The organism is Terrimonas alba (genome assembly GCF_042434975.1).
Classification (GTDB): domain Bacteria; phylum Bacteroidota; class Bacteroidia; order Chitinophagales; family Chitinophagaceae; genus Terrimonas_B; species Terrimonas_B alba.
Window position 1 is genome coordinate 222241 of record NZ_JBHMQM010000009.1, and the last position, 25967, is coordinate 248207.

Genomic DNA, 25967 nt, shown 5'->3' on the forward strand with positions numbered 1-25967 from the left:
CCTTAAACTCTCAACTTAACCTCACCCCTTTACCTTTCTGCCTTTCTCCGAAACCATTTTTTGATACTTAATCTTTCCGTCCACCCTCTGGAAGGTTGTTCCTCCTCGTAATAGCCATTATTGCCATAGCCATAACCATAGCCGTAGCGGCCGTAGCCATAGTAGCCGTACCCGGCTTTCAATTTTACATCATTTACCACGATTGCAACATGGGGCAGCTTCCTCTCCTGGTACAGGTCGTCAATCAATGCTATCTGCTTTTTAAAGGTATATCCCTGCCTCACCAGGTAGAGTGTACAATCGGCAAACTTACCCAGTGTTTGAGCATCGCTTACCATGCCCACCGGCGCCGTGTCGATAATGGTAACATCAAAATTTTCCCGCAACCACGCAAAAAGTTCGGTCACTTTCTCGTCAAGCAACAACTCAGCCGGGTTGGGTGGAATGGGGCCGCAGGGCAATACAAAAAGGTTTTCATGACCGGATATCGGCAAAATCAAACTTTTCAGATCTGCCTTGCCTACCAGGAAATTGGAAATACCGGGATGCCTGCCCATATTCAAACCTGCCAGGACCTTTGGTTTACGAATATCAAATTCCAGGATGATGGTTTTTTTTCCCGTCAACGCCATCACGGCGCCCATATTCGTGCTCACAAAGGACTTGCCTTCCCCGCTAAAGGAGGAAGTGACAAGAATTACCGGCTTTTCTGTTTTGGTTAACACGTACTGGAGGTTGGAACGGATAATCCTGAACTGCTCGGCCACCATGCGGCGGCTGGTTTTGTTCACCACCAGGGCATTCTCCGAATAAGAGTGCCCCACCTCACCCATAATAGGCACCTGAGTTATCTTCTCAATATCAAAGCGGGTAGTAACTTTATCATTTAATATTTCAGCGATAAAGATCACCAATGCCGGTAGCGCCAAACCTATCAAAACAGCCATAATCTGGATAGTGCGATCATTGGGCTTGACAGGATCAGATGACGCTGTGGCCTTATCAACGATCTTAGAATTAGAGATAGTAGCCGCCCTGGAAATGGCAGCTTCTTCTCTCTTTCCTTCCAGCAGGCTGTAGAGGGCGAGTTTGGTAGTAACCTGCCGTTCCAGGTCCACATACTCTTTCATCTTATAAGGCAGGGTCTCTAATTCACTTTCTTCGGATTGGGTCTGTCCTTTCAACCTGGAAATAGCATTGCTAAAAGAAGACTTGATATTTTGCAGGTTTTCCAGCACACTCTCCCGTTGCTGCTCGATCAGGGCCTCTGATTCTTTAACGGCGGGATTATCCGGCGGTATATTGGATTCCAATAATGATTTTCGTGCCAATTGTGCTTTGTTATAGCCACTCACCAGTTCATTCAACGTCACATCTTCCAGGCCCAGCGAAGATGGAACAACTATTTTGCTGTATTGATTTTGTTTATCTCTCAGGTAATCATCGATCATGCCTGCCACCGAAAGCCGCATTTGTTGCTCATTGATCAGCTTGTCAGCCTCCATGATAGTTTGAAAGGAATTGGTCGACTGCGTTTCCACATTGATCAGCTTATTTTTCTGGCGATAGTCTAGTAAAATACCCTGTAAACTGTCTAATTCACCTTTCAATTTATCCAGCCTCACGTCAATAAAACCAATCATCTGATCGGTGGAAAAATTATTCTGTTCAATCGTCAGGGAGTCATATTGAACCATTAAATTGTTGACTATATCAGCCGCCATTTGCGCATTAGTAGTTTCCATGCTAATAATAAGCCCGGTCCCGCTCACTTTTGGCGTCACGTTTACAGCAGCAGCGAGGCTCGTAGCAACTGCCTCGATAGGTCTCCACCCGATTTCATATTCCGTACCGGTGACGGCACCGCCTTTCTTTTCTAGGGCAAATACGCCATATTTATTTTTAAATACCTGGCCAAAACCTATCTCAGTTGATTCATGATTAACATAGAACCTGTTTTCATCGTTGAACTTTATATTCATGCTGAATGACCGGGAAGAATCATTTATTTCAAAAGCTTTGATCGTAAAAGGAGCTCTCTTATAAACATTTTCATCTTTTATTCTTCCGATCGCCGTGTAACTAAATTGCAAATCGAGTTTTTTGACCACCCTGGCCATCAATGGCCGGGACTTCAGAATTTCAATTTCGCTTTGAATATTTTCCGTCCGGTTATTTCCCATCAGGATATCTTCCACCTTGTCGGACGAACGCCCGCCTCCTGAGACTTCACTTTTTATTTGCAGGCTACCGGCTGCACTATAAATACGCGTCGCATAACGCAGGTAAACAAAAGCTATCAACAAAGCAAGGGCTACTGATAAAAGAAATACAGGCAGGAAACGAATATATTTATAGAACAGGTCCCTTACACTTAAATTTGACAATTCTGATTTGCCGTTGTTGGTAACCTGTTCCTCGATTATTACTTGCGATGAGTTTTCGGAAATAGCCATTAGTTAAAAATATTATAGAGCAAAGCAATCGCCGTAATAAGGCTTAAGCCAAAGCTGACCTGCCGCATCACGACATCTTGTTCGGCTTTCTTCGCTTTTCTTTTTGTAGGATCTACCACCACTACATCATTTTGTTGTAAATTATAATAAGGGGATTCGAACAGATCCCTGGATGAAAGATCGACCAATCCAACTTCCCGCTTTCCATCTGTTTCCCGCATCACTTTGACAGTATTTTTCATTCCAAAATCAGTAGTACCGCCCGCCAGCCCTATCGCATCCAATAATGTCACCCTTTCTCCCGGCACACTAACGGGTCCCTGCCTATTTACCTCACCCAGCACGGTTACCTTTAAATTCATAAAACGAATAATGACAGATGGGTTTGTCAGCACCGAATCCTTTTCGTTGATCTTTCGTTTAATAGTATCTGCCAACTGCAGCTTCGTCAAACCTTCCACTTGAATCACGCCTAATTGAGGATACTCAATATTACCATTCACATCCACCAAAAAACCTCCGGTACCCGATCCCGAACCGCTGCTCCCCTGGCCACCCGAGGATGAACTTGATGAAGGCAGATTATAAGGCGCATCGGAAATTTCAGGCTTGGTACTAGCACTATATACCTGGATAGATAAAAGGTCGTTTTTCTGAATTTTCAGCTCAGGAATTTTCACCTCACCTTTACCGGTACTGTCATTTACATGTTGCAGGTAATTGGGGATTCTACGCTGTGTGCCGCAGGAAATTAAGTAAAAAGATAACACAAGTAATACAAGAAGCCGGACAAATTTCATGGATGATATTTTAGTAGAAGCCCGCAAAAATAAGATTTGTTCAATCGGGGTCCGTCGAAGTTAATTTAGTTCGGTCAATATAAGCCACCAACACATACCCGAGACTATCAATCGCAACCTTGACGGATTTGCGGTTGATACCGATCACTTCCCCTTCCTGGTCCATCAACGGACCAGCAGTAATTTTCACCCGTTGCTTCAACTCTACCGTCATCGGCTTCACTTCCACGTTCTCGTACTCGTTCAAAAAACTCTTGATCGCATTGATCTCCCTTTCTTTCACCACCGCAGGCTTCCCATCCCAGTACACAAAATTGATAACGCCGGGCGTCATTCTCACTTCGGTACGGTCCTCGTCATTCACTTTTACAAATACATAGGATTTGAAAAGCGGTTCTTCCACCAGCTTTACCCGGTCACTCCATTTGCGTCTTACCTTATTTAATGGACAGTAGCTTTCCAGTCCTTTTTCGGTGAGCAATTGGGTGACTTTTTTTTCCCAGCGGGGACGGCTATATATGGCTAACCATTTACGTGACACAGCGGGTTATTAGGATGGCTTCGCCACCTCGGTCACAGCTTATTTTTTGTGACCGGCTAAAAAGAATGGCCACTGTAACGGTTTTTGCTTAGTGGCTATTGTATTTCGGCTGCAAATATAGGTGGCTAAATGGGACTGGCAAAAGAATAAAATTAGCAGATTGTGAAGCCTTTGGCAATCTAACCGGGCAACCAGTTACCCACACAGTTCATCGTTTTTGATTATTAATAAATTACTTGTCATTAGCCAATTACCCGTTACATTTTTCGGGAACTTATCAGGTGCGCTAAGAGAAGGACCAATTTGATTACTAAGTATATACTTGAAAATCTTACATTTAAACCTTAAAGTATCACTGCTTTGAACCAACGTTTTTACTCCCTGGATGTTTTTCGCGGAGCCACCGTTTGCCTCATGATCCTGGTCAATAATCCCGGCTCCTGGGGACATATTTACCCGCCCTTAAAGCATGCCCCCTGGCATGGACTGACACCTACCGATCTCGTTTTTCCTTTTTTTCTTTTTGCGGTGGGCAATGCCATGGCCTTTGTGATGCCCAGGTTGGAAGCAGCAGGTGATGCTGTTTTCTGGAAAAAAGTCATTAAACGAACCGTCATCATTTTTTTGATTGGCCTTTTTTTAAACTGGTGGCCCTTCTTCCGGTGGCAGGGCGATCAGCTCTCCTTTATCAATTGGGTGAACGAAGAAGACCCGTCAAAAGGAGTGAGAATATTGGGTGTACTGCAACGAATAGCACTATGTTATTTTTTTGCCTCGGTGATTATTTATTACCTCAAACTAAAAAAAGCGTTTTATGTTGGCCTGGTAATCCTGCTGTTGTATTGGCTGCTTTGTTATGTTGGCAATCCAATCGACCCCTATAGCCTTAAAGGCTGGTTTGGGACCGCTATTGATAAAGATGTGTTGGGCATAGCCCATCTATATAAAGGAGAAGGCGTTCCTTTTGATCCTGAAGGCCTGGTAAGCACACTGCCGGCAATTGTAGAAGTAATACTGGGTTATATGGTGGGGGATTATATCCGGCAAAAAGGAAAACTGCTATCACTAGCTGCTGAATCCAATCAAAATAATCTCTACCCGATGTTGACCGGGCTATTTGTATCCGGCGTGGCGATGCTGCTGGCTGGCTTTTGCTGGGACATGATTTTCCCCATCAATAAAAAAATATGGACAAGCTCTTACACTATTTATACCTCCGGCCTGGCTACGATCACCATTGCCACGATGATTTATATGATTGAAATAAAAAATATCAGGGGCGGGCTTGCCCGGTTCTTCGATGTGTTTGGGAAGAATGCATTATTTGTTTTTGCCCTGAGTGCTTTTCTGCCAAAAGGCCTGGCGCTGATCCGTATCCCTAATGGATTCAATGCTAAGGGTGAACCGCTATACACAAGTCCATGGAACTGGCTCTACCAGGAAGTATTGGTCAATATTCCCGGTGATCCAAGATTAGGATCCCTCCTGTTTGCGCTTTGTGTGATCTTATTTATGTGGTTCATTTGTTATTGGATGGACAGGAAAAAAATTTATGTGAAAGTTTAGTTTGTCGTAAGTGGGAAGGCGGAATAATTAATGCACTCTTCGATTTGCTTGTTTTGGATGGCACAGTAATTGAAACCTGTGTCACAAGCAAAAATATTTATATGAAAAAGCCCTTCACAAAATTGATCACTGCGTCGCTAAAAAAAATCAAACAGCATAAAGAGCAGTTGAAGAAATTTAGTTTTTCCAACTATAGGGAAGACTTTGTAATTACTTCACAGGAGGAAAGAGAAGGGGGCTTTTTTGGCCGGATAAATTTCAAAACATACCCTACTTTAAAAGAAGGATAAGCACTGCAGCCGGTATTTTTTTTACGCTGGCTCTTGTTATCGCCATTACCCGGAGAAAAGTGAAGCTGTTGCAATCTTTCCCCATTCAATAAGCCAAAGAAATATTTCTTTGGCTGTCCGGGTTATGCTTTACTGTATTGGTACATTCCCCTTTTACTTGGCTGATAAACTAAGCCAGTATGAGAGAATCGGTAATTATGAAAAATCATAGCTCTGCAAATATGGTCTTTCATATTTTTTACAGGCAACTTACCACCTGCGACCAGTACTTTATTAATAAATGCATTACAATAAGTATTACTTCGGCCACTTCTTCAGGTGCGGATTAAATTTTTCAAGTGGCCTTGGTAAAAAATAGCCGCGGATGCAATCGGGGTTGATCACGCAAACTTGTATATGCAATCTCGTGGAAACCGTTGCGCCGGGATAAGCTGCCGATCCTTCCTGGAAAGCGCACCGCACCGTATCATACCGGTGTTTTCCTTCCTTTTTATTAGATTGATGGATATATTGAATGACGGCGCAATCAAGTGCTTTATTATTGCCTTTGTTGACCGGCATGCCTTGCCCGGCCTCCCCCATTAATTTTTCAAGACCGGCATACGCCTCCTGTAATATTTTTAAAGATTGGTTTTCTACCAGGTTTAAGCAATTGCCCAATTCAATATGAGCGCCAAGCACAAACGGAGTAACGATTGGAATTTTATTGAATTGTTTTCTTTCCGCACTTTCCCGGGCGTATTCAAAAGCCCTGATAGGATTTTGTTCCCAGAAATAAATTCCCTCTCCCAGCCAGTCCCAGGTATTTTGACTCGGCCTGAGTTCGTCATCTCCGTTTAATACACGTAGCCCTACTTCTCTATCACAACTATGGAAACCAATAATGCTGAAGGGATGATGATGAGGCAATCCTACTTTTTCTTTTTATCGTCACGATTTACCGCAGAAGTCGGTTCACGTTTAACGATGCCGGCCTCTTTAAGAAATTGTAGCGCAGCTTCTTTAGATTTGGCAGCATTTTCAGTTGCCTTTTGAATGGTTCTGATCTGGTCTTGGATAAGGGTTTGAGTCATGACGCAGTTTTTAGATGCACAAAATACAGTACAGCCATTCTAGTTCCAAAATTCTGGCCAAAATGCCGGCATATTTTATTAACACCGGTTGAAAAAATTTATATGAGAACACCATTGCCCAAAGCTACCTAAAGTTTAGTTTAAGATTCCGGCACGTGGTGGCACGTGCCGGGGCGTTCTTTTTATAAACGGACACTAACCACCGCAGCAGGATATCGACACAGCACCGGGGCAGCAATAAGAAAGAAATGAAATACTTCATGGTTGCAAGTTTTTAACCTTTGATGAATAAAGAACCCCGACTCGCTAAAATCGGGGGCCCTAATCAAAAACCATTAACCATTAAACCTTATCCTATGAAGTTTCTAAATTAGAACTTGTCATTAAGAAAACCAATAAGCACATAAGCATTTATTCTCCTTTAATTTGCTCTTTCGCCTTCACCACCACCTGCTCCTTCCCCTTATACAACTCAATCTTCCCCACCACACAAACCTCTTTATCAGTAAAAAGCTCTTCTGGTGTCTTTTCAAATTTCTTCCTCACTTCGCCCCATATTACAATCGTCAAAAGCTGATTCGGATACGCGCCGCCAACATTGATAAACGTAGGGCTATTCTTTGCTTGCTCCAGGTACCGTATCCCATATACTTTCCCACAGACTTTTACACTGTCTCCTACATGCTTACTAACATCTTCAAGTTTAATCGGGGCTTGAGCCAAACTATTAGCAGCAATTAGCACGAATGCTAAGGAAAGTAAATATTTCATATAATTAGCTTTGACTAAATTTGAGAACTTTCGGGGAATTAAAAAACCATGTTTCTACACCTTTTCCAAAAAACTTTAAATTATTTCCAGGTTGTTGAAACTAATAAGTCCCTGATATCAATTTTTAAAGCCTTTGCTATTTCATATAGCGTTTCGATAGAAGGTTGATTTTGGTTTGTACACCACCTAGATACTGTTTGTGGTTCTACACTTAATTGAGATGCAAGTTTTTTATTAGTTACTTTTTTTTCAGCCAAAGCTGCCTTAATTCTATTATACTGTATTGGCTTCATATTTACCTCGGAACGAAAACAAATATATCAATCCAGTAATTAATTGAATTTTAATAAGTTGTAACATAATTTGTTTATTAATAAACTAATTGTGTTAAATAGATAACTTTATTTGTTTATAATTTAATAAATTTTGTTTATTTTCACAACGATTATATTTGCGATTCTTCTATAAAATAATTTGAAGCATTCGCTTTGAATCTCGCCTTGAAACCTCGGAAATTTCTAACGGAAACGAGATGATAAGTAGAATGCCCACGCTACGGCGTGGGCTCTCTTATTCGTTTCCGGGCTCACCGAGGGCCTCAAGGCGGTAAGTTGAGTTCCACGCCTAAATTTTTTTCAAAACGTACCCTCGTAAAAAATCAGGAAGATTATAGCTGGTTTATAAGCCAGCATCATAGTAGAAGAACAACCTTCCAGGCAGGGAACTTTCTTACAGGGCTTCAAAGCGGCCAAACCTGTAAATATGAAAGTTCAGTACATCCACAAAGAACTTCACTTATTGCTTACCCGCTTTGCGGTTAAACCAAAGAACCCCGTTTAAGGCAGGCTAAAACGGTTAGTAGCTCTCATGTCTTGTTAGGGCTACTTCGGTTAGTAGCACTCTTTAGAAACATTCATTTCATAACGACTCTTCCCAGGCTCTCCCCTAACAAATTCCACTTCCGTTTCTCTTCTCCTTTAGGAGAAGGTGGCTGAAAGCCGGATGAGGTGGGGAGCGGGGAGGGGGCCAAACTGCTTAATATGAAACCCCACTACTTCATCATCGCACTGCTATGCCCGCTCTTCAGCATGTGCCAAACCATACCTGTATCAGGCAACATCATCAACGAACACGGCGAGCCTGTTCCCTCCGCCACCATCACGGTAAAACGTACCAAACAATCGGTCACTGCCAACAGCAGTGGCCAGTTCACCATTCACCACTCACTGCTCACCGACACTTTCATCGTCTCCGCCATCGGTTACCTCTCCACCGAAGAGCCTAACAATGAACGGGGTCAAATCACCATCATCTTAAAACGAAAGATCACCGAGCTCGACCAGGTATTGATACAAGCCTATGGCACTACCACCCGGCGGTTGAACACCGGCAGCATTGCTAAACTGGCGGGCGAGGATATCAGCCGCCAACCCGTACCAAATCCCCTGGCTGCATTACAGGGAAGAATCCCCGGCCTTGTCATTACCCAAACGAGCGGTGTGCCCGGCTCTTCATTTAACATTGAAATAAGAGGCCGCAGTTCATTAGACTTATCATTGTCCCGCAACGATCCCTTATTCATCATCAACGGTGTTCCTTTCGAACCCGGCAATCTTCCAACCAATCAATTAATATCCTCGGTTAACAAACCACGAAGCACCACCGAAGGTGGCCTTAGTCCCTTAAATACCATCAACCCCGCCGACATCGAAAGCATCGAAGTATTAAAGGATGCCGATGCTACCGCCATCTACGGCAGCCGTGGCGCTGGCGGTGTCATTCTCATTACCACCAAAAAAACAACGGCCGGTAAAACAAGCATCATGGTTACTTCCAGCGCCGGTTTCAGCCGTGCTGCCCGCACCATGGATATGCTCAACACGGCACAATACCGGCAAATGCGCCGGGAAGCCCTGGCCAACGATGGCTTTACCCCCCAAGCCAACTTTCCTTATACCGATGGCTATGCACCTGACTTGCTGGTTTGGGATACCACCGTTTTCATTGACTACAAAAAAGAATTGATCGGTAATACGGCTCATGCCTCGGATGCGCAAGTATCATTGTCTGGCGGCAACAATACCACGCAGTTTTTAATAGCCGGCAATTTCCACCGGGAAACAAACCTTTTTTCAAGATCGCTTACAGCCAATAAGTCCGGCTTGCACTTCAACATCAGTCACAGTTCCGCAAATAAAAAATTCAACGCTTCACTCGCTGGCTTCTACACCAGTGATAAGAACAATCTGCTACAAAAAGACCTGACCCAGTTTTTGAACCTGCCGCCCAATTTAAAAATCTATAATGAAGCTGGCCATCCCAATTGGCTACAGGATGATATCCTGGTGCATAATCTCGATATGTCCTTTGCTTCCATTCCTGCCGCCGAATTATTAAAGAAATACAAGGCCCTCAACGAAAACCTTTCATCCAATCTCCTTTTATCCTATTCCATCCTGCCCGGCCTGGTAGCCAAAGCTAGCCTTGGTTACAATCGCTTCTTGACCGATGAAAACTCCATCATCCCTAAAGCAGCGCTAAGCCCTCAATCCAATGAATTAGCTTCTTCCAATTTTGCCAAATCATCTTCCTCCGGTTGGATCATAGAACCGCAATTGCACTGGAGTAAAAAAATAGCAAAAGGAATTGTAACGCTGTTGGCAGGCACCACCTGGCAGGAAAGAAAATACGCAGCTACATCCATAGCAGCTACCAACTATACCAATGATTTATTGCTCACTTCGCTGGATGCCGCAGGTCACATCAATGCATCGAACAGTTATAGCCTGTATCGTTACACCGCTTTCTTTGGCCGTTTCAATTATAATTGGCAAAACAAATACATACTGAACCTCACAGGTCGCAGGGATGGCTCCAGCCGCTTCGGCCCCGGTAATCGCTTTGCCAACTTTTCGTCCATCGGTATGGCATGGATATTTTCGGATGAACCATTTTTTAAGAAACTAAGCAACATCGTAAGTTTTGGAAAATTAAGAGCAAGCTATGGCTCTACCGGTAATGATCAGATCGGCGATTACAAATACCTCGACCGGTGGCGTTCGGCTTTCAATTCTTACCAGGGTTATCCCGGTCTGGTACCGTCTGCTCTCTACAACCCCGCCTATCAATGGGAGCGCAATAAGAAATGGGAAGCCGCTATTGAATGGGGCTTCTTCAGGGATAGGATTTTTTTATCTGCCGCATACTATCGCAATCGAAGCAACAACCAGTTGATCAATTACAAACTGCCCAACCAGTCGGGCTTTTCATCCATCATTCAAAACTTGCCGGCATTGGTTCAAAACACCGGTCTTGAATTTTCACTTACCTCCAAAAATTTTACAACAAACAAGTTTAGCTGGACCACTTCCCTCAATCTCACGTTCCCAAGGAACAAGCTTATTTCATTTCCCGGCCTGGCAGAATCGGGTTATGCAGCAGTCTATAAAGAGGGATTACCACTCAGTATTTTCTCAGGATTCAACTACCTCGGTGTTGATCCGGCTACTGGTGTGTATACGGTGCAGGACATTAATAATGACGGCCAGTTTGACAACAGTGACTACAAGGTGCTCGGCAACACGGATCCAAAATATTATGGCGGTATACAAAATAGTTTTACCTATGGAAGTTTTGAGCTAAGCATCTTCTTCGAAGGCAGGAAACAATTAGGTAAAAATTACCTGACCAGTTTGTTGGGCAATCAACCCGGCCTCGCTACCAACCAGCCGGTAGGCGTACTGGATCGTTGGCGGCATCCCGGTGATATTACCACGGTACAAAAGTTTTCCAGCAGCTACAGTGGCACAGCGGCATTTGGCGCATATTATTTCAGGAACTCAAATGCCATCTATACTGATGCCTCGTTCATTCGTTTAAAAACCATCTATGCTGCTTATAACATCCCATCCCATTTTTTAAGAAAGGCAAACATCGAAAGCCTGCGCATTTACCTGCAGGCACAAAACCTGTTCACCATCACAAGCTATCTCGGTTCCGATCCTGAAACACAGGATATACTCGTTCTGCCACCATTAAAAACAATCGCCTTCGGCATTCAACTTAAATTTTAAAATGAAACCCCAACCCTCCATCCCGTCAAACTCTATCTGCTGTAGTTCACTAAGCCCCCTCTCTCCTGAGCTTGTCGAAGGACGGAGAGGGGTTGGGGTGAGGTCTAAAAACTTAATTATGAAACAACACATCAACATTCCAATTGCAACCATAAGTGCATTGCTCTTGCTATTCTTTACAGGCTTAATGTCCTGCAAAAAATTCCTGGCCATCCCTCCTTCACAAACAGAAACCCAAACAAAACAAATCTTTGAAAACGATGATGCCGCTGTGTCAGCTACTACTGGGTTATACAACCAAATGCTCACCAGTAATCTTTGGCTGGCCAATGGCGGCGTTACGGTATACAGTGGGTTGTCAGCCGATGAATTGGTAAACACCAACTCAGCGATGGCTGTAGATGGTTTCACTGCAAACACGCTGATGCCGGATAACGAGATACTGGCAGCTAATTTTTGGATACCGGCCTATAAAACCATTTACCATGCCAATGCAATTCTCGAAGGTTTGCAGAATACTTCAGCCTTAACACCCGCTGTGCATAGCCAGCTACAAGGAGAAGCCTTGTTGGTAAGAGCCCTCCATTATTTTTACCTCGTTAATCTCTTTGGTGATGTTCCCTTATTAATAACATCAGGCTATCAAATAAACAGCCGTTCTCCCCGTAAAGAAGCTTCGGTCGTTTATGAACAAATCATCGCCGACTTGGAAACAGCAAAAACACTGTTGAATGTCAATTATCCTTCGGCAGGCAGAACAAGACCCAATCAATTCACGGTAGAAGCGCTACTGGCAAGGGTGTATCTATACAAAGGGGATTGGTCAAAAGCAACGATAGCGGCAACGGCAATCATAGATGCAGGCCTCTATGAATTGGTCACCGACATTGACCAGGCTTTTGTAATGGATTCACCGGAAGCAATCTGGCAGCTCGTCACGGACAATTACAATACTGCCGAGGCAGCGGCTTTTATTCCGGCACTGAGCTTTTTCAAACCTGCTTATGTTGCAACGGACCATTTATTAAATGCGTTTGAACCCGGTGACACCCGAAAAGAAAAATGGCTGAAGCTAAGTACCGCAGGTGGTCAAAACAATTACTATCCTTTCAAGTATAAAATGCGATCGGCTGCACCCACTACTGAATACTATATGATATTTCGACTGGCAGAACAGTTTTTGATTAGGGCAGAAGCCCGGGCACAGCTGGGTAACATAGCAGGAGCAATAGCAGACCTTAATATCATCCGTCACCGCGTCAGCTTAGGTGATACTCCGGCAAATAATAAAGTGAGTCTTTTAGAAGCTATCCAACACGAACGAAGAACAGAGCTCTTTGCCGAATGGGGCCATCGTTGGTTCGACCTGAAAAGAACGAATACAGCAGATGCCATACTGCAAACAATAAAAGCTCCTCACTGGCAGCCAGCTGACACACTCTATCCAATCCCATTAGCTGAAATAAAAACAAATCCATTCCTAATCCAAAACCCCGGCTATTAGTTCTTTAAACATCGGGATTAAGAAAACTGTTGAGAGAAGCGTTAAGCGGCGCAAATGATGAGTAGAATTACAAAAGTTGAAGTCACAGTAGTGCAAAAGCTTAATCAGGGTACGGTCCCGAAAACGGGCTGTAATCGTTTTCGGGGGTCCTTTTTGGTTACTTTTTTGGACAAGCAAAAAAGTAAAAAGACAATCATTTAATTAAAATCAACCCCATGCACACCTTAAAATACATTGCCCAAATTGGCCTCGTGTTAATCACTATTCAAACCCATTCCCAGCAAAAACAATTATCAATCGGTGATAAGCTTCCCTTACTCACCTTGCCCAACACCATCAACAACAAATCGGGCCATTTAAACTTCGCCGATTACAAAGGCAAATCCATTATCCTCGATTTCTGGAACCAGCGTTGTGCTCCCTGTATCGCCGCCTTCCCGCACCTTGATTCACTACAGCAACAATTCGATAATGATATACAATTGATACTGGTAAACAAAGAAAGTAAAGACTCAACAATTAATTTTTTTGCCCGGCGAAAAAAAATAAAAATGCCCTCGCTGCCCATGATCACCGGCGACACATTGTTGTCATCTATGTTTCCGTCCGAAGGTTATCCCTATCATGTTTGGATTGACAGGAACGGGACAATCAGCTATTTCTCCGGCGGCTATAATACAACAGTTAAACACATCTCGGATTTTTTGGAAGGAACTAAACTAAAATTGAAAAATCCAACATTCACAAAACGAAATGACAACCCGGCAATGAATACCACAATGCAAAAAGGATTGATATACTACTCGGCAATCTCCCGATGTTCCAATGAACTGGATATCGGTAATGTTATGGGAGAAATAATAAATGAAGGCAAAGCCGTAAAACTCTCGGTGAATTGTTCTTCAGTGTTGGATTTATACAAACTTGCTTTTGAGGAAAAAGGAAAATACAGCTTCGCAGCCCAATATAGTTTGAATCTACAGGTAGCTGATAAACATTCTTATATCCCGCCTCTTAACAACAATAAAATGGATGATTGGCTGGATAATCACGCATTCAATTACCAGTTGATAGTACCGGCAGCCATGGCCAACAATCGTTTTAAAATTATGCAACAGGACCTCCAGCGTTTTTTTGACCTGGATGCAAAGATTGAGATTAGGAAAGTTAAAAGCCTCGTACTTAAACATACAAGGTCTATGTCGTCTTCAATCAAACCGGTTTTACTAAATGGAGATTCAGCTTTTCATTTTATCAATCAGCCGCTAAGCGATTTAATAAATTTTTTAGAAGGTTGGATTGCCTATGAATACCCGTTTATTAATGAATTGGATGAAATGATTCTCATAAATGCAATCGTGAAGGCAAGTTCTGTAACACCCTTGAACCCATCTTCCCTGATGCAGGACCTTCATTTCTCGGGCCTTGAATTGTGTTGGGAAGAAAGGGATATGCCTGTTCTGTCTTTAAGCCAAAAGAAAAACCAATAATAAAAAAAGTAGCCGCATAGCGGCTACTCCTTGTTTTCTCATGTAGTCCTTTGTCAAAAGTAATTGGCCTGGCTTAATTATTGGGGCTTGGGCGTCGAAGCATCATACGATGTGGTTGGCAAGCTTGGCATGCTGGTAAATCCCCGCAGGCAATGCTTTTGATTGACGTCTGCACAGCCGTCATTGGCTTGTGCATCAGCTTGTGTCAATTTGTTACCGGAAAATACAGGTGATGCACCAGAGGGTACTCTTCCTTCCGGCACACTATAGTCAACAGCAAACCAGAAATACTCGGTAGGCCGCTGTTCTTTCTTTTCTTTGTCGCCGGAAAAAGAACTGAAGCCAATAATAATACCTGCAGTTAATAACACGGCAACAAGAGGTAAAATGAATTTTAATTTGATCATAGTATATCTTGCTTTTATAATCTTAAAAAACAATAAAAACTCTAAGGTTAATGCTCTCCAATATTTATCCAGGTTTCAAGCTTTACCTGCATCATGCACGACAGGTTAAAGTTGCATCACATCTATGCGGCATGCATTATGGATTCAGGACTATTAATTAGGAATGATCGTTATTCTTTTTTCGTAACTGGCCCGGGGGATAGCCAAAATAATTTTTGAAGGCTTCCGAGAAATGGGCATCAGTTTTGAACCCGAGGGCAAATGAAATTTCTTTCATCGATTGATCACTGTTTTGAATCTGTTGCTCGGCCAGCTCCATTTTTATAGCGAGGATATATTGATGAATAGTGGTTCCAAAATACAATTTAAAATATCGTTTCAGCTGTTCGGTATTCAGGGAAAAAGTTTTGGCAAGTTGTACAACGGTAAAGTTTTCGTCCACCTGCCGGCGTATCAATGAATCGATACTGATCATTTTCTCAATGACAGTCTCGGGTATAATTTCTCTTTTTTGACCAGTTGCAAAGCTTTCATAAAACAGCACAAATAATTCTTCACATTTTAATCGCAAATACAACTTTTTGCGCCCCGTCGATATTGGGAAGTATAGCATATGCTGTACGATGCTGGCCATATGTGAATCCAGCTTTATCACGTCTTGCCTGCGAGAAGATTTATCAGGGTTTAATCTCGTTGTTATAGTATGCTTAGTGCTGTATAACAGTAATAACAATCTTCCTTTCCCTGCAGGACAGCGCAGTTCAACCGGTGACTGATGGCCCGACAAAAAAGGAATTCGGTAAACAAGTAATGACTTTTCAAAAACCTTAGCATAATTATTGTCAATACTGGCAGGCCATTGTATAAGTATTTTTAGTTCATCATTGTTGGAGGAGGCTTGTATAAAAAAAGATTGTTGAATATGATAGTCACCTAACCACAACAGGCATTCTCCGGTATCAATAATTTGAAACTGGCATTGTCCTGTTTTCGTTTCGGCAGCAATATGTCGGGAATATACTTGCTCATGGCCGTTGCTCACCTGCTCATGCTCCAGCAGCACTTCACTCTCATGGCTCAGTAGTTTCACTTTCATAACAAAAACGCTGCTAATCATTCACTCCACCTGGAAAATAAACAGAACCTCTCTCGTACTTCGTATTCCTACCTCTTACTTCATATCTCGTATCCTGTATCTAATATCTCGTATCTCGCATCTCGTATCCCGTATCCCGCATCAAGCCTTATATATCCCATTCTTTATAGCGTAGATCACAATACCTACCACGTTCCTGGCTCCGATTTTTTGCATGATACGGTCCCTGTACTTTTCAATAGTTCGGTGTGCCAGGTTGGTAGCACCCGCTATTTCCTTACTGGCATATTGTTCGCAGATCAGCCGGATAATATCAAGCTCATTATCGTTAAACTTGATTTCCTGTAAGTTTTTAAATAGGTTGGTTTTAGTGGCAGCAAGCATTTTACCAAGTTTCAACGAGGTGGAGTTACAGAAATACTTTTTTCCTTCGTACACAGATTCAATGGCATACACCAGCTCTTCTTTCGTGGCATTTTTTCGCATATAACCTGCTACATCCTGTTCCATCATATCGGCAATCAGGTGTTCATCTTCATACATTGTAAGGGCAATAATTTTGATCGTTGGGTAATTTTCTTTTAAGAATTTTGCCACTTCTATCCCGTTAAGCGAAGGCATCTGGATATCGGTGATAACCACATCGGGCACTTCTTTTTCAATAAGCGATAAAAGAGTAGCACCGTTTTCGGCTTCGCCAATGATTTTAAGATGGTCATAATGCCGGAGTAAAAGATGAAGGCCTTCTTTAAACATGGGGTGATCATCGGCTATCATCAACGTAATAGGTAGTTTCATATTAATCAGTTAATGGTATTTCCAATAAATATTCAGTGCCGCCATTTGTACTATATTGAAGGCGGCCTCCAAGCATTTCAATCCTGTTTTTTAAACTGTCCAATCCAAGCCCTGTTGAATTGGTTGAATTGATCGCACCTTTCATTCCTATTCCATCATCTTTACAATGCACGTATAAGAACTGCTTCCTTTCAAAAAGCACAACCTTAAGGTTCTTTGCCTTCGAATGCTTAACGGCGTTATGAACGATTTCCTGCACCATCTTGTATACCTGTGTCCGTAGCACTACAGGTATGTCCTGCTTTACATGATAGGCATAGTGCAATTGAATAGATGTCACCTCTTGGTATTCATTGAAAAAATCTTGCATGGCAGCATCCAGGCCTTTTTGCAGTAGTCGTTTAGGTATAAGATTCCGGGCGATTCCTCCAAGCCTTTCTGTTAATTCTTCTATATGTTGATTGGCTCTTTGCTGCAAAGTCTTGTTTTCCTCATCTTCCGTTTCTATTTCACTGATCTCGATTTTGGTAATGGAGAGCAAAGGCCCGAGTTCGTCATGCAGGTCACTGGCTATCCGGGTTCGTTCTTTATTTAACAAATCTATTTCTGCCAGGAAATGACCTTTCTGTGTTTCATAATATTTCTTTAACCGCCTGATAATCGTAAAACCAAAATAGCCAAAAACGATTGCCAGTACAATACAGGAAATCAATACCGCAGTATATATTGAGTTTTCAATGGTATCCATAACAAGGCAAAGGCAAATAGAAGGTTCGTAAATAAATTTATGTAAGCCAGTATTTCATAAATCCTGATCCTGAAAAAACTACTTTTATTTAACCCATAAATCCAAAAAGCTTCTACCATAACAGAGTAAGTATAAAATATAAGCAATCCCATGCAAATCAAAAAGCCAGGGTGCAGGTACAGTTTTCTTTTAAGTGGAAATATTTCCCGGTTGATCTGTTCAATACTGAGGAAAACAATAATAAAAGAGTATCCGATTATAAAATAAGAAACAAATAGATGCTCCTTCCTGGTGAAATAAAGTTCGGCCAGCCATCCGCTTATAAAAAGAGTCTGCAGTAAAAAATAAATTTGTTTACTCCTGAACAAGCCCCACCTGTAAAACTGCCATCCTAACAATAGCGCTGCTGTTAAAGAGTATAGGTTAAAGCTGCTGGAGTTGGAATATCCCTTGGATACGAGCGCAAAACTCGTAAGCTCGTTCACAAAACCTGCTCCCATTAGCAAGACAAATGGCAAATAGGCTAGATCAGTTTTTTTGATCCTGATCCAGCCTATAATAGCTGCAATTCCAACAGACATACTGAAAACAGCATTGGTGAGAAAGCTCATGCACTAAATTTTTAAGTGTTCAGTGGCGAGGGCTCCGCGCAAAGGTCAGGACATCGTATAGCCCTGTCAATTACCGAATCATCCTCTTCAGTAAGAGAAGCGCTACTATCAGGCAGGATATCCGCATTGGCTGCATCTACACCTACAATAATAGCATGAATTTTAAGATCTTCAGACATTCCGTAATAAATTCTCAAGCCCATGCATCCTGATTTACCTAGTACGGTATCAAAGGGTGCTCTGTCGAAAGTCTCCGAAATGCAAAGAAGATTTTGACCTTCATAGTTTGTTTTTAAAATGTTTTCTTTTTGGTTTCTGTACCGCTGGGTCATTACTGCGGCTTCAGCTACGGGAATAAAGTGGTTCATAAGGAATGAATTTGTTACAGCACAAAAATCTTTTGTAACCATCTCCTGTGAAACCTGGCTTCCACGACTGTTTTGTCGCATTTCCACGACTTATATCAGGTCTATAGCATTAACACGGGTGAATAATACACCTGCCTGGCGTATTAATGGGCTGGATGCTATTAAAGGTTCTTATAAACTTTGAATAGCCATTAACCTTAAATATCCACCCATGAAAACTTTACCCACCCGTATTGTTATTTATCCAAAGGATATTGTCAACATCACCGGTCGCCGCGAACGTACAGCACGGAGCCTGTTACAGAAAATCAGGAGTGCATTAGGAAAGCGGTCACACGAATTCATTACCATCAAAGAGTTTTGCCTTTTTACCGGCATCAGTGAGGAATTGATAAAAGATTTTTTGCAGGACTAATTTGAAAAATCGCTTGGATATGCTATACCCCTTTCTAAGTACTCTCAACGTTTACCAAATAAGAGGAATGATTATCCTTCACCGCCTAATTCTCTTTCATCTTCTTCGATATTATCGTCAAGGTCAGTGGGTGTAGTCTTATTCTCGTAGTCCTTATTCTTTTGCATATCCGGGGATGATTCTGTATCGGTACCCTTTATAGGCGGTTTATCGTCATGACTACCGACAAGGGGGTTGGTGGCTTTTTTCTTAGCTTTTGCCATATATCAAATTTACAATTTTCCTTATGCAGTTGGCGTCTCATAATAGGATGGTTTTTTTGAATTTAAGTAAGGAGCGGCTTGGATGAAAAAGACCCCACCGTTGGGTAGGGTCTTCTCTACAATAGAAACTGACTTAGGATCTTTTCCACCATTTAACCAGTTCTTTCATCAGGAAAGAAATGATAAAACTCACAAGGGCTCCAACTCCTGCCAGCACCGCGGTTTTAATCACATCCCCGCTATTGATATTAGCCAGTATAATGGTAATGGTTCCACCTACAGTTCCTGTTTTCGTATAAGAATGCTCGTTCATCAGTATCGCTCATTTTTAATCGCAGTTTGGCTCACGGTGCTGGCAACCGTAGCTGCTACAGCCAGGTAACCGGCAAGTTGTGTTACAACTACGGGTAGGGCTACAGGTGCAGCGAGCACACCTGTGCTGATGGCGGCCATGGCAAGGCCAATATTCCTGAGCTTTCTGAAAAACCTTGGCGTTGGTTTATTCATTCTTTTTGCAACCTTATTCATATTACTTTAATTGAAAGGATTAAGAAATAAGTATTCGGTCTTTATGAATCATTCAACAGATGGGTTGTAGCTCAACATTTACAATACCATTGCTTACCCGGCTGCATGAAGCATAGGTTTTTCTTCGTTGGTTCAAAATTTCAGAACACAACATTGATCCCTTGAGGGAAGTTGCTATGAAACGGGGTAAGAACGGTAAAGTAGAAGTTGAAAGGCCCTTACAAACCGTTCACCTTCACCAGTGCAAGCGCATTAAATGCACCGTTTTTCAACGGGTACAAAGCAGCGTTTACCTGCTGGTAAAACTCAATTCCCAGTGCAAGGAAAAGAGGGTGAGTACTGTTGGCAGCGATGGTGTTATCAAGATTGATAACGGCGGTAGCTGTTGCATTCCACGGCAATTCAGCAGTTGCGCTTGTGACCACCTCAAAGGTTTCATTTTCAAAATTGATGCTGGCTCCTGCTGATACAATTTTGAAATGAGTAGCTCCGTTAGGAGCAGCAACCATGTTGGCCGGTATAAAGGAAGGAATTTGAACAGTCAAAGCTCCGGTCACCCGGTCAACAGTACTGGTATACGGTGCAAATAGTGTCGTACCCAATTTACCATTGCTGTTAAATTCAAACCCTTCCAGTAATTCAGCTTCGCCATCGATCACGTTGCGCATGCCTCTTACATTCACTGCATCTGCCTGTATTACCTTCATCATTTCCCTTGTCAATCTTGCTATCATCCGGCTGTCAGCTGTGTTTTGTAGCAGGGATCGAAGTGCTGTTCTTAACACTTTTCCGGCTATACCAGCTCTGCCAAATTCGGCTCCGTTTTCGCGGGTGCGTTGAAAGGCCGGGTCAGTAGCGATGCGTTGTGCATCAACACCGCCTTTTTCCCTGGCCAGGTATCCATCACCTGATTTATAAAAGGTGATGTTACCAATTGTTCCTCTTAGTGGGATTATCCCTTTTTGTTGTGCCATGATTAAAAATTGAAGTAAAAAGATCAGCATGTTTACCGGCACATCCTGTTTAAGCCGCATCATGATGTTTGCAATTGCACAACAAGAATACAAAGCACCTGTAGCGATTAAAAACCAACGGGCCGCTTTGGCCGTTTATGCCAACTAATAACACTAAAGCTGTTTCTTACCAATTCGGCCGCTTTGGCCGGAATTGTGCAAGACAGGTTGCTTTTTTGCTATATGGCCGATCCCGGTCAAAGCCCACTCAAAGGCCCGGATAAAGCGTTAAATCAGTCATTCGACTAGCGGTTTGAGAAGATGCAGATCGCGTTATAGGAAGGGTGAAAACAATCCTTCAGAATCAGGTAAACCATGACGCGGGTTGGCGATTTGAATCAAGAAAATTTATGACTATACCATCTGGTTTGCGGAAAATGACAACGCTATAAAAGGTTAGCGGCATTTATCTGTGAGTTTCTTTGACAGCTAAATACCGCTGTGGCCATTACTCCCCACTGATTTCTTCTTTTGACTTTGATTTCCACACCTTATGTTTTGCTCCATCCATCTTTACGATCTTCGGTGTAAACCTGCCCACGATGTCAACCAGGTGTTGCTGGCTCTTCATCACTACTTCGATGTCCTTATAAGCAAAAGGTGATTCATCTAAGCCGCCACCAATCAATTTTACACCGTGTTTTTGCAATTCATCTTTCAATTGTTTATCAGTAACCGAAGCCATGGCTTTGGTACGGCTCATTTTTCTTCCGGCGCCATGCGACGCAGAGTTGACAGAAGCTGCTTCCCCTTTACCCTTTACAATAAATCCATCCGCCGTCATTGAACCAGGAATAATTCCCAATACATCTTTACCGGCAGGTGTTGCTCCTTTACGATGAACGATCACTTCTTTCTTCCCCCCTTCGACTCCGCTCAGGCTTTCTTTCCAGGCAAAGTTGTGATGGTTCTCAACCATCTTTAAGGGTTTTCTTCCCAACTGCTTTGCAATTTTATCATGGATCACATGATGACAGGCTGATGCATAATCACCGGCAAGGTTCATCGCATGCCAGTATTCAATGCCTTCTTCTTCATCCAATGTCAGCCACGCCAGGTTTTTGGCGTCCTGCGGCAAACGTCTTTTGCTAATGGCAAGCTTGGTGTAATGATTCGCAATATTTGCTCCCAGTGCTCTCGAACCGGAATGTGACAATAAGCCCACATACATTCCGGGATCAATACCCAGCACTTCATCACTTTCTGCAATCTCAATTACACCAAACTCTACAAAGTGATTGCCTGACCCGGAAGAACCTAATTGTTTCCACGCCCTTCCATGCAGGTTCTTCAATAAGGGCAATTGATAAAATATTTCATTGTCCATCACCTCATGATCAGCGGCACGGTCAAACTGTGCGCCGCTGCCAAACAGTGTAGCTTCATTGATCTCTCTTGCAAAATAGTTTTCTTTTTGCACCAGCTCCTTTGGATCAATATCAAATACACTCAGGCACATTCTGCAACCAATATCAACTCCTACTCCATAAGGGATCACAGCATTTTCTGTTGCCAGCACACCGCCAATCGGCAGGCCATAACCGCTGTGCGCATCGGGCATTAATGCGCCGGCGACAGCGATCGGTAATTTAGCCGCGGTGTACATCTGGTGCATGGCACCTTCCTCGATATGTTCCTGGCCGAAGACATTGAACTGGATGCCTGAATTATTTAATGATAAGGCCCCCTCTAAATCTCCCCCGCCAGCCGGCGGGGAGACTTTTGAAGACTCCAATTGCTGTATAAGCTTTTCTGCTATTGTTGCCACTTTTGGATCATCTTTAAATGCTCCTGGTTTCTCCAATATTCTCTTTAATATTTCCATCACTTCTTCCTTTGTATCATGTTTAAAATTCTTTTGCATTGTATTCATGGCAATGCTGATCACCGGGCCTTCAGGGTAGCCGATGGATCGTAGTTCTTTTCCTTGTATTTTAAGTTTCACTAATTCGTATTTTAATTGTTATAAGAAATAGAAGGGGGGTCTGTTTTATCAGGTTTTACCAAACCTCTTTCTTCTAAAAATTTCATCCAGGCTTTTGCCCTGTCATCACTATGGCATGCATAAATTCCCTGCCAACTACACAGTTTTTTGGGAAACCCTAACGTTGTTTTAAACTTCAATTCCAGCAGTTTAATAATTAGGTAAACGCCGTCCTCTCTTCTTCCTCCACCACCGCCGACAAATGCATCAACGACGTCATATTTAAGAACTTCATAAATACCTGGAAAGTATAAATTACCTGAATTATCAAAACAATTAATTCCTGTTGTCTTCAAGTAATATTCATACACTTCTTTTTCTGCCATCGAGGAATATAGATTAAGAAATTTTACGAGCTCTATGGAGTCTTGAATATTTACGCTAAACCCAAAATCACTCTCAAGAAAATGAAATTTATCATACGTCTCCAATAAAGTATCCCCCATAAGAATTTTCATCGAAAGTCCTATCTGCTGATAACCTATTTTGCCGAACAGTTCTTGCATCTCCCTCTTTTTGTCATCATCTTCTTTCTTACTAAACCTTATTGATTGGAATTTTACTTCCAAATTTTTGACGCCATACTGCCGGTTATTTTCTCTCCCAACCCTTTCCCCTTTTAACTTCAAAGATGGAACTTGGCGATAAGTTCCAAGAATTTTATTTATTTGTTCCTTTATATCCCGATCATTTGTTGAATTTAAAATTGCCTTTAAGTTATTGATCGTTGCTTCAGAAGAATTCTCAAATTTCCGTCTATACTTATTGCAGATCCCAATGATACCTAGATCATCAAATAATTTTGCCTTCTTTAAGTACAACAACAAACTTTTTTTATCAGAACAAAGGGATTTCCACTTACGGGAATAAAATTTATCAAGGACTCTCCCAATAGAATAAGTAAGATCCCACTCTTGTCCATGAATCAACCCGTAGTATTCAATTGCCGTTACTGTTTCCAGGTTGAGATTTTCAATTATATAATTTTCAAGACGGTATCTGGACCTATAATTTAACTCTTGCTTTAATTTATTCAAGGAGTCTTCTAGCCATCCTTCAGCTTTATAAATTATTTGATTATCCCGGCAATACTGCGTCAACAAAACAGCTTGCCTTAAGAACTTATAAAGAAAAGTTGGTAACCGATGATTATTGTCAATATCATTTGCTTCATATTCTTTCGCTAAACTTTTAACGACCGACGTATCCAACTGGATCAATTGCATATATGCATCTATAGCAATTGAATCCTCCTCCGAGTTTAATAACCCAAACAAAATTTCCTCCCTTAATTTATCCTCAGCTTCGTCTTTAATGTTCTCAAAAAAATTCTTCTCGTTATTCCATCTATAATCTGCATAATGATTTACCCAGTAAATCAGATAATTCAACCTCGCTGTTGCATAATAGTCATCCTTGTAAAGAAATGTGGTCTTTCCATTTCCATCAGGTACTCCCAAATCCAGATGCGTAAGACTTTTCATCAAATCAAGAAACTCCTCGTTATCAGAATCATATCGGTTAAACCTGGACCTATTCCTGTACCATGCGGAAGCGATCCACATCAGGGCCTGAGGGTCTTTGTTTAATAATAAACCGTCTATTTGATTCTCATAGTACCAATCAGGATATGGAGATCTGACGACGGTTGTATCTATGCGTTCTAAATCGAATGTCGAAAGATTCTTTAACTGATACACCGTTTTTCGTCTTCCAATTTGAGTGATAAGAAATCTACCGCTCAAATCATCAAATTCGACCCTTCCGCTATTCAAAACTTTCAAAAAACTCTCAGAAGATATGGTTGAATCTATCTTTAACTCATCATCATCGAATAAACAGTTTTCCTCAACTATTCTAATTGCTATACCTCTTGCTGTATTCGGATAGAGATGGTAGCCTAAAAATTCCTGAACAAAAGTGGTGTCGTCAAGGAATTTTGCCATCTCTTTTAATGATTCAATGTTTCCTTTTATGACTCCATCCTCAATTTTATATAGATTAGATTTCAAATCATTTCTTTGAGAATGACTTGAAAAAACAATTGCTATCATGGAAAACAGAAGAATAATTTTCTTCATAAGCCAGAGTTGATTCTTTAAATTAAACATTCATATATCATCTTACCTGATGATTCTTTGTTAAAGATTACACAAGCTTTTTGACTATTGCCCAATAGCGAAGAACCCTGAAGTGTGCGATGCTTCGGCTTCGCTCTGCACAGGCTACACAGCCGATGCCATTAGCACTGCAGCCGGAGACATAAATATTTTCTTCACTGATCTATTCAAACACAACCGTCTTATTATTATATACAAACACCCGGTCTTCAAACAACATCTTCAGCGCTTTGGCCAATACGGCCTTTTCAATTTCCTTGCCGGCAGTTACCATAGCAGCAGGTGTAAACGTATGATTGACCGGTATGATCTGCTGTTCAATAATGGGCCCTTCATCAAGATTATTGGTTACAAAATGCGCCGTAGCACCGATCAGTTTCACCCCGCGGATAAAGGCCTGCCGGTAAGGATTGGCCCCCACGAATGCCGGTAAAAATGAATGATGGATATTGATGATATTCGGCGGGTGTTTGGCTATAAACTCCGGCGACAATATCCGCATAAACTTGGCCAGCACCAGGTAATCGTATTCATACTGCTTCAAGTGATGTTCCAGCTCCGCTTCAAACTGCTCTTTGCTTTTCTGTTCATGACTGACATGTATAAACGGCACACCGAATCTTTCACATATATCCTGCAGCACAGCATGATTGCCGATAACAGCCTGTACCCGGGCGCCCAATGTTTTGAAATGATTGCGTATTAAAATATCACCGAGGCAGTGATACTCCTTTGTCACCATCACCACTATTTTCTTTTCGGGCTGGGGGTTTACTGTAATAGCCGCATCAGCAGGCAGTACTGCCTTTAATTCATCATACAGTTTGCCGGCATCGGAATGCGAATCGGTTGCCAGTCTTAAAAAAAACTGTCCTTCGATGGTGTCCACATGTTCCCGCATGGAAAGTATGTTGATGCCATTGCCGGCCATCACCTGCGCAATAACCGCTACCAACCCAACCTTGTCTTTGCACTGAATAAGAATGATCATATCATTATAGTCTTTACAACAAATGTTTTACTCCTGCTTGTTTACCTCATAAAAATACTTT

26 protein-coding genes are annotated in these 25967 nt (G+C 42.1%); 6 read left to right on the plus strand and 20 right to left on the minus strand.

The genetic code is table 11. The features are described 5' to 3' along the window. Positions 1 to 29: 29 nt before the first annotated feature. Genes ACFEL9_RS23830 through ACFEL9_RS23840 form a run of 3 tightly spaced genes read right to left on the minus strand, consistent with a single transcriptional unit; the run spans position 30 to position 3797 of the window. Complete coding sequence (locus ACFEL9_RS23830; RefSeq protein ID WP_385895259.1) at positions 30 to 2456, minus strand: GumC family protein; 2427 nt, start codon at positions 2454 to 2456, stop codon at positions 30 to 32. Continuing rightward, positions 2456 to 3256, minus strand: coding sequence for a polysaccharide biosynthesis/export family protein (locus ACFEL9_RS23835; RefSeq protein WP_276504455.1), 801 nt, complete (start codon positions 3254 to 3256; stop codon positions 2456 to 2458). Before ACFEL9_RS23835 ends, ACFEL9_RS23830 begins: the two co-directional genes overlap by 1 nt. A gap of 40 nt (positions 3257 to 3296) precedes the next feature. Beyond that, positions 3297 to 3797, minus strand: coding sequence for a UpxY family transcription antiterminator (locus ACFEL9_RS23840; RefSeq protein ID WP_385895262.1), 501 nt, complete (start codon positions 3795 to 3797; stop codon positions 3297 to 3299). A 360-nt stretch (positions 3798 to 4157) separates the two neighbouring features. Between ACFEL9_RS23840 and ACFEL9_RS23845 the strand changes: the two genes are divergently transcribed. Both ACFEL9_RS23845 and ACFEL9_RS23850 read left to right on the plus strand, forming a co-directional pair. Then, positions 4158 to 5363, plus strand: coding sequence for an acyltransferase family protein (locus ACFEL9_RS23845; RefSeq protein WP_385895264.1), 1206 nt, complete (start codon positions 4158 to 4160; stop codon positions 5361 to 5363). A gap of 101 nt (positions 5364 to 5464) precedes the next feature. Next, positions 5465 to 5653 (plus strand): hypothetical protein, encoded by a 189-nt coding sequence (locus ACFEL9_RS23850; protein ID WP_385895266.1) that lies wholly within the window; start codon positions 5465 to 5467, stop codon positions 5651 to 5653. Between the two features lie 297 nt (positions 5654 to 5950). On the opposite strand, the gene ACFEL9_RS23855 is transcribed toward ACFEL9_RS23850, so the two are convergent. From ACFEL9_RS23855 to ACFEL9_RS23870, 4 genes are all read right to left on the minus strand, one after another. Next, a complete protein-coding gene (locus ACFEL9_RS23855; RefSeq protein ID WP_385895268.1) occupies positions 5951 to 6562 on the minus strand; it encodes a hypothetical protein in 612 nt (203 codons plus the stop codon). 2 nt (positions 6563 to 6564) lie between these two features. Beyond that, the gene (locus ACFEL9_RS23860) at positions 6565 to 6726 is read right to left on the minus strand and encodes a hypothetical protein (protein WP_276504450.1); all 162 of its coding nucleotides are present in this window, start codon (positions 6724 to 6726) and stop codon (positions 6565 to 6567) included. Between the two features lie 411 nt (positions 6727 to 7137). Then, the gene (locus ACFEL9_RS23865; RefSeq protein ID WP_385895269.1) at positions 7138 to 7497 is read right to left on the minus strand and encodes a hypothetical protein; all 360 of its coding nucleotides are present in this window, start codon (positions 7495 to 7497) and stop codon (positions 7138 to 7140) included. Positions 7498 to 7577: 80 nt separating this feature from the next. Next, complete coding sequence (locus ACFEL9_RS23870) at positions 7578 to 7790, minus strand: helix-turn-helix transcriptional regulator (protein WP_385895272.1); 213 nt, start codon at positions 7788 to 7790, stop codon at positions 7578 to 7580. A 747-nt stretch (positions 7791 to 8537) separates the two neighbouring features. On the opposite strand from ACFEL9_RS23870, the gene ACFEL9_RS23875 reads away from it, so the two are divergent. From ACFEL9_RS23875 to ACFEL9_RS23885, 3 genes are all read left to right on the plus strand, one after another. After that, on the plus strand, positions 8538 to 11570 hold the full coding sequence (locus ACFEL9_RS23875; protein WP_385895274.1) for a SusC/RagA family TonB-linked outer membrane protein: 3033 nt from the start codon (positions 8538 to 8540) through the stop codon (positions 11568 to 11570). A gap of 118 nt (positions 11571 to 11688) precedes the next feature. Further along, complete coding sequence (locus ACFEL9_RS23880) at positions 11689 to 13074, plus strand: RagB/SusD family nutrient uptake outer membrane protein (protein ID WP_385895277.1); 1386 nt, start codon at positions 11689 to 11691, stop codon at positions 13072 to 13074. A gap of 215 nt (positions 13075 to 13289) precedes the next feature. Next, on the plus strand, positions 13290 to 14564 hold the full coding sequence (locus ACFEL9_RS23885; protein WP_385895279.1) for a TlpA family protein disulfide reductase: 1275 nt from the start codon (positions 13290 to 13292) through the stop codon (positions 14562 to 14564). 77 nt (positions 14565 to 14641) lie between these two features. On the opposite strand, the gene ACFEL9_RS23890 is transcribed toward ACFEL9_RS23885, so the two are convergent. The 6 genes from ACFEL9_RS23890 to ACFEL9_RS23915 form a co-directional block, all read right to left on the minus strand. Then, complete coding sequence (locus ACFEL9_RS23890; protein ID WP_276504444.1) at positions 14642 to 14971, minus strand: hypothetical protein; 330 nt, start codon at positions 14969 to 14971, stop codon at positions 14642 to 14644. Positions 14972 to 15128: 157 nt separating this feature from the next. Beyond that, a complete protein-coding gene (locus ACFEL9_RS23895; protein ID WP_385895282.1) occupies positions 15129 to 16067 on the minus strand; it encodes a helix-turn-helix domain-containing protein in 939 nt (312 codons plus the stop codon). 141 nt (positions 16068 to 16208) lie between these two features. Beyond that, entirely contained in the window at positions 16209 to 16865 is a 657-nt protein-coding gene (locus tag ACFEL9_RS23900) for a response regulator transcription factor (RefSeq protein WP_385895285.1), read from the minus strand. Between the two features lies 1 nt (position 16866). After that, positions 16867 to 17613: a sensor histidine kinase gene (locus ACFEL9_RS23905; RefSeq protein ID WP_385895288.1), complete on the minus strand. Its 747-nt coding sequence runs from the start codon at positions 17611 to 17613 to the stop codon at positions 16867 to 16869. Next, positions 17574 to 18224, minus strand: coding sequence for a hypothetical protein (locus ACFEL9_RS23910; protein WP_385895290.1), 651 nt, complete (start codon positions 18222 to 18224; stop codon positions 17574 to 17576). Before ACFEL9_RS23910 ends, ACFEL9_RS23905 begins: the two co-directional genes overlap by 40 nt. A gap of 11 nt (positions 18225 to 18235) precedes the next feature. After that, on the minus strand, positions 18236 to 18592 hold the full coding sequence (locus ACFEL9_RS23915; RefSeq protein ID WP_385895293.1) for a hypothetical protein: 357 nt from the start codon (positions 18590 to 18592) through the stop codon (positions 18236 to 18238). Positions 18593 to 18803: 211 nt separating this feature from the next. Between ACFEL9_RS23915 and ACFEL9_RS23920 the strand changes: the two genes are divergently transcribed. Continuing rightward, a complete protein-coding gene (locus tag ACFEL9_RS23920) occupies positions 18804 to 19007 on the plus strand; it encodes a hypothetical protein (RefSeq protein WP_385895295.1) in 204 nt (67 codons plus the stop codon). Positions 19008 to 19078: 71 nt separating this feature from the next. Here ACFEL9_RS23920 and ACFEL9_RS23925 read toward each other — a convergent pair whose 3' ends face one another. The 7 genes from ACFEL9_RS23925 to purU form a co-directional block, all read right to left on the minus strand. Then, positions 19079 to 19270, minus strand: coding sequence for a hypothetical protein (locus ACFEL9_RS23925; protein ID WP_385895298.1), 192 nt, complete (start codon positions 19268 to 19270; stop codon positions 19079 to 19081). A gap of 133 nt (positions 19271 to 19403) precedes the next feature. Beyond that, the gene (locus ACFEL9_RS23930) at positions 19404 to 19583 is read right to left on the minus strand and encodes a hypothetical protein (RefSeq protein WP_385895299.1); all 180 of its coding nucleotides are present in this window, start codon (positions 19581 to 19583) and stop codon (positions 19404 to 19406) included. Then, positions 19583 to 19798, minus strand: a complete 216-nt coding sequence (locus ACFEL9_RS23935; RefSeq protein WP_276504436.1) for a hypothetical protein — start codon at positions 19796 to 19798, stop codon at positions 19583 to 19585. Before ACFEL9_RS23935 ends, ACFEL9_RS23930 begins: the two co-directional genes overlap by 1 nt. Before the next feature lie 218 nt (positions 19799 to 20016). After that, positions 20017 to 20772 carry a hypothetical protein gene (locus tag ACFEL9_RS23940; protein ID WP_385895302.1) on the minus strand — a complete coding sequence of 252 codons (756 nt, stop codon included), beginning with the start codon at positions 20770 to 20772 and terminating at the stop codon, positions 20017 to 20019. Positions 20773 to 21259: 487 nt separating this feature from the next. Continuing rightward, positions 21260 to 22756, minus strand: coding sequence for an RtcB family protein (locus ACFEL9_RS23945; protein WP_385895303.1), 1497 nt, complete (start codon positions 22754 to 22756; stop codon positions 21260 to 21262). Positions 22757 to 22767: 11 nt separating this feature from the next. Then, positions 22768 to 24876, minus strand: a complete 2109-nt coding sequence (locus ACFEL9_RS23950) for a hypothetical protein (RefSeq protein WP_385895305.1) — start codon at positions 24874 to 24876, stop codon at positions 22768 to 22770. Positions 24877 to 25078: 202 nt separating this feature from the next. Further along, the gene (purU, locus tag ACFEL9_RS23955) at positions 25079 to 25906 is read right to left on the minus strand and encodes a formyltetrahydrofolate deformylase (RefSeq protein WP_385895307.1); all 828 of its coding nucleotides are present in this window, start codon (positions 25904 to 25906) and stop codon (positions 25079 to 25081) included. Positions 25907 to 25967 lie beyond the last annotated feature (61 nt).